Annotated in this window: 14 protein-coding genes; 8 read left to right on the top strand and 6 right to left on the bottom strand. The window is 71.1% G+C overall.

Annotation, left to right across the window (positions count from 1 at the left end):
* Nucleotides 1-86: 86 nt before the first annotated feature.
* A complete protein-coding gene (locus ACFC1T_RS25885) occupies nt 87-521 on the top strand; it encodes an ATP-binding protein (RefSeq protein ID WP_375892214.1) in 435 nt (144 codons plus the stop codon).
* 799 nt (nt 522-1,320) lie between these two features.
* Here ACFC1T_RS25885 and ACFC1T_RS25880 read toward each other — a convergent pair.
* The 4 genes from ACFC1T_RS25880 to ACFC1T_RS25865 form a co-directional block, all read right to left on the bottom strand.
* Nucleotides 1,321-1,482, bottom strand: a complete 162-nt coding sequence (locus ACFC1T_RS25880) for a YqaE/Pmp3 family membrane protein (protein WP_375892212.1) — start codon at nt 1,480-1,482, stop codon at nt 1,321-1,323.
* A 120-nt stretch (nt 1,483-1,602) separates the two neighbouring features.
* Entirely contained in the window at nt 1,603-1,950 is a 348-nt protein-coding gene (locus ACFC1T_RS25875) for a PRC-barrel domain containing protein (RefSeq protein ID WP_375892210.1), read from the bottom strand.
* A 127-nt stretch (nt 1,951-2,077) separates the two neighbouring features.
* Nucleotides 2,078-2,251, bottom strand: coding sequence for a CsbD family protein (locus ACFC1T_RS25870; RefSeq protein ID WP_375892209.1), 174 nt, complete (start codon nt 2,249-2,251; stop codon nt 2,078-2,080).
* Nucleotides 2,252-2,298: 47 nt separating this feature from the next.
* Nucleotides 2,299-2,835: a hypothetical protein gene (locus ACFC1T_RS25865; RefSeq protein WP_375892207.1), complete on the bottom strand. Its 537-nt coding sequence runs from the start codon at nt 2,833-2,835 to the stop codon at nt 2,299-2,301.
* 126 nt (nt 2,836-2,961) lie between these two features.
* Here ACFC1T_RS25865 and ACFC1T_RS25860 point away from each other — a divergent pair, with 126 nt between their 5' ends.
* From ACFC1T_RS25860 to ACFC1T_RS25850, 3 genes are all read left to right on the top strand, one after another.
* Nucleotides 2,962-3,657 carry a TetR/AcrR family transcriptional regulator C-terminal domain-containing protein gene (locus ACFC1T_RS25860; RefSeq protein WP_375892205.1) on the top strand — a complete coding sequence of 232 codons (696 nt, stop codon included), beginning with the start codon at nt 2,962-2,964 and terminating at the stop codon, nt 3,655-3,657.
* Between the two features lie 155 nt (nt 3,658-3,812).
* The gene (locus tag ACFC1T_RS25855) at nt 3,813-3,968 is read left to right on the top strand and encodes a DUF6131 family protein (protein WP_375892204.1); all 156 of its coding nucleotides are present in this window, start codon (nt 3,813-3,815) and stop codon (nt 3,966-3,968) included.
* A gap of 717 nt (nt 3,969-4,685) precedes the next feature.
* On the top strand, nt 4,686-4,865 hold the full coding sequence (locus ACFC1T_RS25850; protein WP_375892202.1) for a hypothetical protein: 180 nt from the start codon (nt 4,686-4,688) through the stop codon (nt 4,863-4,865).
* A 19-nt stretch (nt 4,866-4,884) separates the two neighbouring features.
* Here ACFC1T_RS25850 and ACFC1T_RS25845 read toward each other — a convergent pair whose 3' ends face one another.
* Nucleotides 4,885-5,358: an SsgA family sporulation/cell division regulator gene (locus ACFC1T_RS25845; RefSeq protein ID WP_375892200.1), complete on the bottom strand. Its 474-nt coding sequence runs from the start codon at nt 5,356-5,358 to the stop codon at nt 4,885-4,887.
* Between the two features lie 927 nt (nt 5,359-6,285).
* Between ACFC1T_RS25845 and ACFC1T_RS25840 the strand changes: the two genes are divergently transcribed.
* From ACFC1T_RS25840 to ACFC1T_RS25825, 4 genes are all read left to right on the top strand, one after another.
* Nucleotides 6,286-7,254 carry a TIGR03557 family F420-dependent LLM class oxidoreductase gene (locus ACFC1T_RS25840; RefSeq protein WP_375892198.1) on the top strand — a complete coding sequence of 323 codons (969 nt, stop codon included), beginning with the start codon at nt 6,286-6,288 and terminating at the stop codon, nt 7,252-7,254.
* Between the two features lie 151 nt (nt 7,255-7,405).
* The gene (locus ACFC1T_RS25835) at nt 7,406-7,750 is read left to right on the top strand and encodes a hypothetical protein (protein ID WP_375892196.1); all 345 of its coding nucleotides are present in this window, start codon (nt 7,406-7,408) and stop codon (nt 7,748-7,750) included.
* Nucleotides 7,751-7,797: 47 nt separating this feature from the next.
* Nucleotides 7,798-8,034: a DUF6328 family protein gene (locus ACFC1T_RS25830; RefSeq protein WP_375892194.1), complete on the top strand. Its 237-nt coding sequence runs from the start codon at nt 7,798-7,800 to the stop codon at nt 8,032-8,034.
* Entirely contained in the window at nt 7,965-8,345 is a 381-nt protein-coding gene (locus ACFC1T_RS25825) for a DUF6328 family protein (RefSeq protein WP_375892289.1), read from the top strand. The genes ACFC1T_RS25830 and ACFC1T_RS25825 overlap by 70 nt, the downstream gene beginning before the upstream one ends.
* A 276-nt stretch (nt 8,346-8,621) precedes the next feature.
* Here the strand turns inward: ACFC1T_RS25825 and ACFC1T_RS25820 are convergent, their stop codons facing one another.
* The gene (locus ACFC1T_RS25820) at nt 8,622-9,131 is read right to left on the bottom strand and encodes a hypothetical protein (protein WP_375892193.1); all 510 of its coding nucleotides are present in this window, start codon (nt 9,129-9,131) and stop codon (nt 8,622-8,624) included.
* Nucleotides 9,132-9,330 lie beyond the last annotated feature (199 nt).

Below are 9,330 nucleotides of genomic sequence, written 5' to 3'. Positions count from 1 at the left end.
AGGATCATGCCAGCTGAGAGGTGTCGTCTCGGATACGGCGGGCAGCCGCGTGTTGACCGAGAACACCCACGTCTCAGGAACACACCATGCAAGCCGTGCCCGACCCCGGCCATCGGCGGTCTCTGTCCTTTCCTGCGGATCAGGACGGTTCGCTCCGTCGTGGACGGGAGTTCACCCGGCGGGCCCTGGCCCAGTGGCACCTGTGCGCCCCGCATACCCGAGCGCCACCCCTGCTCGCCGAGGACGTTCTCCTGGTGACCTCCGAACTCCTGGTCAACGCCTGCCTGCACGGCGGCGGCCCGCGAAAGATGGTCGTCGAACACCTTCCCGGCGCGGTGCGCGTTGCCGTCAGCGACACCAGCCCTATCCTTCCCCACCGCCACCGCATCGAGGCCGGCCGACCGGGCGGCTACGGGCTCCTGATCGTGGAGCGCCTCGCCGTCTGCTGGGGCGCTACCGCGGACACCGACGGCAAGACGGTGTGGGCCCAACTGCTCACCACCCGCCCGCAGTGGTGCTGAGCTCCTCGTTCGACGCCCGGGTTCGAACACGGGTGTCCTCCGGGGTGGCGGGCTGTGGCCGTGAGAATCGCAAGGGACGACCAGCCGAGGCCACTGTCGACGTGTTGGCGCTCTATCGATTGCTGAACCGACTGGGGACCAAGCAGGCGTCATTGCCCCCTGGGTCTCACTCGGCCCGCGCCCGGCCGGCGGGCTGCTGTGCCGACACGCGCACCAGGCAGCTTCTGCCAGGGGAGCCGTCGTCATCACACGCCACCCACCTGGCCGTCTTGGTCGGCTCGCTGACCGAATTCCTGCTCCGGTGAGCACCGGGAGCGCAAGTACAGGACGGACCACGCGGGGATCCGGGTCGACGCAAACCCGGTCGCTGGCTTCTCCGCCCCCCAGGGAGGCTGGGTATCGGCTCAGGCTTCCCGCTTCGGCCTTGACGCGAACGTCCGGCAGAGTGGGCGCCACGATCGACCGTCCTTCGGCAGACCGTTCCCGCACCTTCTCGTCGCGGCGTGCCGTCTCCTCCTCGGAGGCGTTCCCCGTGCGGTTGGTTCATGGCGCCGACCTCTCGCCGATGGCCCCTTCCGGGCAGATGGGGTCGTGGAGCAACCTGGCCCCGCCGCTACTACTCCGACACCGGGCGCGTCCGCGACGCCCGGCTCCCCGGGCGAACCGGAGACCGCTCGTCAAAGGAGCTTTCCCGTTGCCGCCGTCCCTGCGCGGGTGCCGACGACGGTGCTGGAGCGCCGGGCTGCCCACGCAGCCGTGGACCCGAGCGGGCGTCGCCGCGAGCGGGCGCTCGCCGCGCTCAGTCCTTGGCGACCTGGTAGATGCCGTAGACGACGCCGGGTACGTGGCCGCACAGCTGCAGAAGGAATGCCCAGAGAACCTTGATGCTCGGGCCGTCCTTGATGAGCACCGCCAGCCACGGCAGGACCAGGCACAGCAGTATGAGCAGGACCTTCACCATGATCATTCCTCGATTCACGGGCAGCGGACCCAGCTCCGTCTGAGGAGCTGAGTCCGCAGGTGGAGCCACGGGTGTCGTCCTCCTGCCCTCCGGCCGCCCGGGCGGGCGGGCCGGGCGGGTTCAGAGCCCGTGGGATCCGTAGTACTTCCCGACGGTGTCGCGGTAGCCGGCGTCTCCTCGGTGGATGTCGGGGTCGTACTCGGGGCCGTCCTTGATCTGCTCCTTGTTGCGGTTGACGTGGATCGTCTCGTTGTCGTGGTCGACGCGGGTGATGGTGCCGGCCGGCAGCATCACGTGCTTGCCGATCAGCCAGGGCTTGCAGTTGACGACGATGTAGGCGGCGCCGACCTCGTCGGTGGCGTCGTCGACCTTGCCGATGTGTCCGTCGGTGGCCTCGACCTTGTAGCCGGTGAGGGTGGTGCCGGGTGTGTACTGTGACGCGGGGTTGTAGCCCCAGATGTTGCTCATAACTTGCCTCGTGTTGTGTTCGGTTGCCCCGTCCAGCTGTGGAGTGACTGGGGCCGCCCGGCCCCGAGGTGCCCTTTCGCGCCGCGGGCACAGGGACTGGGATGGCCCGGATCGTCGCGGACCGGCCTCAGTGCTTGAACGCGTCCTTGACCTTGGCGCCGGCCTGCTTGAGGTTGCCCTTGATCTGGTCGCCGCGGCCTTCTGCTTCGAGGACGCGGTCCCCGGTGGCGCGACCGACGTTCTTCTTCACGCCGCCCTTGACCGCCTCGGCCTTGTGGGCGACCTTCTTGCCGATGCCCATGACCGGCTTCCTTTCGTGGATTGCACCTGTCGGGCGGGATATGGGGCCTAGCGGCCCCCGGAGCCGCGTCCGAGGAGGTGCGGTCTGTGGTGTCCCTTGCCGGGCGCGCTTTCGCTCTCGTCCTGGGACACCGGGTTGAGGCGGGTGCCGGCCGTGTGCTCGCTGGTCCGCTCCTGCCGGCGGACGAGGCCCTCGTGCTGCTCGGCGAGCATGTCGCGCTGCGCGGCGAGGTCCTCGCTGTCCCGGGTGGCCGATGCCGCTTGCGCGCGGGCGGTGTCGCGTTGTTCGACCGCCTCGTCGCGCCGCCTGCTCATGGCTGCCGTTTCGCCGCGGGAGTGGTGCAGTGCGTGGCGTGTGGTGGCGCCGCGGCGCGCACCCGCCAGCAGCAGGGCGAGGCCGAGCATGCCCACGGCCCCGACGGCGATGCCGTAGAGGAACAGGGTGCCGGTCGAGCCGTGCAGGTGCTGGCCGAACACCGTGAACGTGCTGTTGAGCGCGTGCCCGCTGCCAGCGTTGCCGACGACGGCAGCGACGGCGACGACGGCCGCGGCGGCCAGGAGGATGAGTCCGAAAACAATGATCATGACGTACTCCATCCGGATCTACGTCGTATGACTACAGTCAACTCCCGGACTAGACTGGTGTCCACACCGTAGGTCTACGAAGTTCACGGCCACCGGTGCCCACCGCCAGTGAGAGCAGGTGCCGAGATGGCCCCTCCTCGGATCGGCCCGACCGTCCAGGACGGCGACCCGGCCGCCAGTCCCCGGCTCAGCCGAGAACGGATTCTGGCCTGCGCGCTGGAGATCATCGACCGCGAGGGCATCGAACAACTCTCCATGCGCCGCCTCGCACACGCCCTCGGGCACGACCCGATGAGCCTCTACCGCCACGCCACAAACAAGGCGGCTCTGCTCGACGGCGTCGCCGAGACCGTCCTCAACGAACTCATCGTGGACTCCACCGACTCCGACTGGGCCGCCCAACTGCGCACCGTCGCACACCGCTACCGCCGGCTCGCCCTCGCCCACCCCAACGCCGTCCCGCTCCTGGTCACCCGCCCCCTGGCCACCCCCCTCGCCCTGCGCCCCAAAGGCACCCTGCGCCCTCTGGAAGCCATCCTCACCCTGCTCACCCGCGCCGGCTTCACCGGAGCCGACGCCCTCCACGTCTACCGCGCCCTCTTCGGGCTCCTCCACGGTCACGTCCTCAACGAACTGCAGGAACTCGTCGACAACCCCGACGAGACCGACGACCTGCTGCGCCTGGGACTGCACCGGCTGCCGATCGGCGAGTTCCCGCTCCTGCGCGGCCTCGCCGGCGCACTGGCCTCATACGACGGGGCCGCCGAACTCGAACGCGGCCTCGACATCCTCCTCGCAGGCCTGGCCACCACGGCCCCCTAGGGCACCTGTTGCCCATACGACAGCGGAAACCGGCGACCGAAGACCGGACCGGAACACCGCAAGCCCCCAACCGAAGACCCGAGAAAGGGGGAATGTTCCCGACTTCCGCCACATCGGCGGAGGACCAACCTCGGGGGGCAAACGCGGAGGTCATCGTGATCGTCCTCGGAGTCATCCTCCTTGTCATCGGATTCGTCACGGGAATCGGCATCCTGTGGACCATCGGCATCATTCTGGCCCTCATCGGCCTCATCCTGTGGGTCATGGGCGCAGTCGGCCATGAGGTCCGCGGTCGCCGCCACTACTGGTAGACACCAGACCGTGCGAGGCGTCCACCGCCGAAGCAAGACGAGGCCGGCCAAGGCCGGCCAGTGGAAGGAGAGGGCACGCGATGGCCTCCATCCCCGTCCCGCCGGACCCCGACATCACCCCGATCCCCCCGGTGCCACCCGGACCTCCCGCACCGCCGAGTCCGGATAGGCCGCCCCTGGCCCCGGACCCGCCCAAGCCGCCCGGCTCGCCCGAACCGCCGGCCGACCCACCCACGCCGCCCGGCCGACCGGACGGACCCGAACCGGGACCTCCGACGCACCCGAGGCCCCCGGCACCGGGTCGTCCCCGGCCACAGGAACCACCAGACTGAGCACGGGAGGCGGTGCGCGGCGCCGGAGCCCCCGGCATACTCCGACGTAAGCGTGACAGGCCGATCGCGGCGGGCGAACGATCCCGCCGGTCCGGACCCCGCAGGGTCCCAGGGGCGAGCAACTGTCGGGCAGGTTCGGAGCTGTCGCGGCCCCGCACTGTTCCTCGGGAGCAGCTGCGGAAGCTGTGGATGTGCGCGAGGTGGCTGAGGTGGCAGGTACGGGGGAGTCCTACGGCCCCAGCTGTCGGGGGCCGCTCGTTGCTCGGGCGGCCGGACGGCAGCGCCGGGAGGAAACGCCAGCTGCCGCGGTCCGCACCTTATCGGCTGAGCGGGTGGCCCTTAGGGCTGTGACCTCCCGGGGTTCCCCAGCCGGCTACATCACCCGGTGTCTCCGTCCCACGCCGACACGCGACTCGACGTTGCCGACTTCCAGGACATTGGGCGGCTCTACGCCCCCAAGATTTCCGATGCAGCCCTGGTCGAGTTCGCCACCGCTGCTCACCTCGCCACGCTGGATGCGCCCACCGAACCTACCGCGGTGATCGACCCGTTCCTCACCCCGTAGAACCCGGGGAACGGGCCGATCACCGCTGACTCACGGCAACCGAGGCCCACGTCGACATCCGTGCGGCGCCGGGTGCCCGGTCGGCGCCCTTGCGCGCGATCAGTCGGCGGCGCGCAGGCGGGCGAGGGCGGATTCGACATCGAGATGTTCTGTCTCCGGTCCTGCAGGCAGGAGCGTGAATGAGTCCGCGAGGAAGGCTGTTACGGCGTCCCCGGGGCGTTGGGCACCGCCTGGCCGCCGGGGCCTTGCAGGGTGATGAGGACCTCGCCGGCCGATCCGGGCCGATCCTCACGTCCCCCGTGCCGGTGAGGGCGTGGCGCCCCTTGTTCAGCAGGTCGCCGCTGAATTGCCGGCACACCTCGGCGGCGGAGCCAGCGCCGCACGGGGCCAGCGGGAAGACCAGGCATGCCGTGTACGGAAAGGCCGTGTCGAAGCGGATCTCCACGTCGACCGGGACGTCGGGCAGCGGACTGCCGGGGAACGTGACGGGCATCGGGCGGACAGCGGACTTCCGAAGCGGATCACCCTCCCGCGACGGCGGTGCACGCCCGCCTCCGGCGGGCCGGGGCAGGCCAACGGCGCCTGCCCCAGTGTCCACCCGGCAGTCGGACACGCCCAATACCTGTACAACTCCCTTGCGCTCGCGGTGAGTTGCCATCCGTCGCTACGTGAGTGGAGCGCGGCGGGCCGGGGTGGTGCCGTGCTCGCCGAAGCCATCTGCAGCAATGTTCTCCGCCCGCGGAATGCGGCCAAGAGCACACCGCCATCTCGGACTGCCGGCCTGCGTTGAGTAGACGCCTTCCCGGCGGGCAGGACCGTCGGCAGACGCTTCTTGATCACGGGCGTGTGGGAAACGGCGGGCGGGGCCGCCGTGTGGGTCGCCTCCGTCGATGTGTGGTGGCATGCTCGGATGATTGCGTCTCGTGTACGGAGGGAGCGGGTCGATGGTTGTGCCCGTCCGCGCTGGAGCGGCGCCCGGGCGGGTCGGGGTGAGGGGCTGGGTGATCGGGGTTGTCGGCGAACCCGGCGAGCGGGAGCGGTTGCTGGTGGTGCTCACCGATGGTCGGCGGCTGGTGACCGGGGAGCTCTCGGAGCGGGAAGCGGGTGGAGCTCGGGGCGATGGTCTCCGGGCGGCTTCGGCAGCCGCATCCGGGTGCGCTGTCGGTGGTGCGCTGGTTGCATCCGGTGCTGGCCGTCGTCGTCGAGCTGGAGGCCGGGCAGGTGCAGCGGATCGCACCGTGCCCTTAGCGACCGACTGAGCGATCCGTCTCGACGGCCGAACCCCAAGGCGTCGTCCCGGCGCTCGCTGCTGGGTTCCTCGTCGCGAGGCCTGGTCACCTGGCCATGCCGACGAGCCACGGCAGGATGAAGAGGGGACGCTCGGTGTGAGGGATGCGGCAATCGGGGCAGGCGCAGGGCCATGGTGAGAATCGGATACACGATGATGACCGAGCAGCGCAGCCCACGTGACCTGGTCGCGGACGTCGTGCGTGCCGAGCACGCGGACTTCGACTTCTCGGTGGCTTCGGACCACTACTTCCCCTGGCTTGACGAGCAGGGCCATGCGCCGTACGCGTGGGCGGTGCTCGCCGCCGCCGCGCAGGCGACCTCCCGGATCCCGCTGATGACCTACGTGACCTGCCCGACGTTCCGCTACCACCCGGTGGTAGTGGCGCAGAAGGCCGCGACGCTGCAGTTGCTGTCCCAGAACCGCTTCCGGCTCGGCCTAGGCAGTGGCGAGAACCTCAACGAGCACGTGGTCGGCCGGGGCTGGCCCGCCGCGGCCGTTCGCCAGGCGATGCTCGACGAGGCGGTGCAGATCATCCGTGCGCTGTTCGACGGCGGATTCGTTACCCGGCGAGGCCGGTACTTCGACGTCGACGGTGCCCGGCTGTGGGACCTGCCCGACCGGCCGCCTCCGATCGGGGTCGCGGTGTCCGGGCCGGACTCCTGCGAACTGGCGGGCCGGCTGGCCGACCTCGTCATCGCAGTCGAACCGGACCCGGAACTGGTCGCCTGCTTCGCGGAGCACGGCGGGGCCGGGAAACCGGCGGTGGCCCAGCTGCCGGTGTGCTGGGATTCCGACCGGGCCGCCGCCGTACGGCGGGCCCACGAGCAGTTCCGCTGGTTCGGCGGTGGCTGGAAGGTCAACGCCGAACTGCCCGGGACAGCCGCCTTCGCCGCAGCGAGCCGGTTCGTGCGCCCCGACGACGTCGCCGATACCATCCCCTGCGGCGACCGGGTCGAGGACTTCGTCGAGGCGGTACGGCCGTTCGTCGACGCAGGATTCGGCGAGATCGCCCTCGTCCAGGTCGGCGGCGACAGCCAGCCCGCCTTCCTCGACTGGGCCCAGGGCACCCTGCTGCCGGTGCTGCGCGCGGCGTTCTGAACCTCCCCGGGACCGCCGGGCGGTGGCAGCCGTCGCCGGGGGCGGTAGTTCACCCGAAAGCCCGGCATCCGCCGGGGCGCGCCCGCGCCCGCGCGCAGTCCGGCTGCCCGCCGGGCGGGCGCCCGGCGGCGAGACGTCGTAGGTTGCGGACATGACCACTGACGAAACGGCGATCCCGGCGGTGGGGGTTCGGGTGCTGGACGAGGTGTTCGACGCGATCGAGACCTCCAATCGGCGCCCGCAGCCCTGGACCGGGTTCGACCACGGAGTCCTGGGGGCCTACCGGTGGGCTGCCGGAGCCCAGATCGCGGCACCGGTCACCGCCGCCGCCGCGCCCGCGGCCAGCTGGCCGTGCCGGGCGCAGCTGCTTTCCGAATGCCAGGCCGCCGCGGTGCGCCTTCGCGACGCGCTGGAAGACCGTACGGACGCCGGATACGCCCTCGGCGTCTACCAAGCGCTGGCCTGGCTGTGCGGTCACCACGAGGACCGCCCCTGACCGGTCACGACGACCGATACCCCACCGCGCCGGGAGGGGAGGACTCGTTGACGAAGAACGACAGCACACCGGGCCGCGACGAGACGCCCCAGGAACGGGCGGACCGGCTCTGGAACGAGATGCTCCAGGAAGTGCGCGTGTGCCAGACCGGCGCGCAGATCCTCTTCGGCTTCCTCATCAGCGTGGCCTTCACCCCACGCTTCGCTGCCCTGCCCTGCCCGACTTCGACAAGAACCTCTACGTCGCCACCGTTGTACTCGGCGCCGTCGCCACCGGCGCCCTGATCGCACCCGTCGCCTTCCACCGCTTCCTCACCGGCCACGGCATGAAACCCGAACTCATCCACGTCGCCGGCCGCCTCATCGCCACCGGACTCACCACTCTGGCCCTGACCATCGCCGCCGCCCTGCTGCTCCTGCTGCGCACCGCGACCGGCAACCCGGCCGCGGCATGGGCGCTGAGCGGCGCCGTCCTGCTGTGGTTCACCACCACCTGGCTCGTCCTGCCCCACATGGTGCTGCGTCGCACAGCCGCCCGCCAGGAGGCCACGCGAGAGCACGGCGACACCGACGGCCGGAGCGGCCTGCTGGGCTGACAGCCCGGCGGTCTGGCCCGCGCATCGTTTCTGCCAGGGTGACCTCTCCGGCGCTGGCAGGGGCTCGGCCGGGTGAAGCGGTACATCGCCGCGCGCCCGGGACGGCCAGGTGCCCGGTTTCGCCAGGGCAGAGGGGTGCCGCCGGTGGCGTTGATGCACATGGTCGCCGGGTGCACCGCAGGTTCAGGTGCTCCGCTCACCCGGTCGGCGGACAGCGGCGGCCGTGCCTGTGGGGTGCTCTGCGAAGCATGCACCTTGGTTCCCCTGCTGGTGACGTCAGACCGTTTGGGCACCTTCGACGTTCAGCCGGTCCACGAGCTGGCGCCGGTGCAGGGCGGCGACGGGTTCGAGGAGGTCGGGGTGGCGCAGCAGTGCGGCCGCTTCGGCGTCGTGGGTGCCGGGGTCGGTGAGGCGTCGCAGCGCTTCGGGCCCGGTGTGGTGCTCGGTGTCGGAGAGCGCGAGGTGGGCGTTCGTGACGAGGGTGGGGTCGGCGAGCAGGCAGGCGGCCCAGCTGACGAGGGTCTCGTCGACCCAGGTCCGCCAGGCGGTGTCGTCGGGGTGGGGGTCGCCGCCGGTGAGCCAGTCGAGCCGGTCGGCTCCGCCGGGGCCGAGCAGGTCCAGGAGCTGGACATCCATGTCGGTGGGGTAGCGCAGGGTGCCGGCGAGGGTGACGGCCTGCCGGGCCTGGACCTCGGCGAGGGCGCGGTTGAGGGCGCCGGCCGGGGGCGGGTAGGCGTTCAGGAGCCAGCGGGTGCAGGCGGCTATGACGGGAGTCAGGTCGGGCACGGTATCGGTCCCTCGGGAAGGTGCTCGCCTGCGTCCGGTGTTCGGTGGTGCGAGCCCGTGAGGTGCGGAGCCGCGCTGCCCCGCTCGTGGCCGACCAGTCTATGGGGCCGACGCGCCCGACCGGCATGACCCGCGTCACGCCCCTGGCCGGGCGCTGGGGCCGGACCGGCCGTGCGCGGTCCGACCCCAGGGCTAGGAG

Source organism: Kitasatospora sp. NPDC056076, from assembly GCF_042266305.1.
GTDB lineage: Bacteria > Actinomycetota > Actinomycetes > Streptomycetales > Streptomycetaceae > Kitasatospora.
Note: the sequence above shows the minus strand (reverse complement) of the source record. Positions and strands in the feature narration are given on the sequence as shown.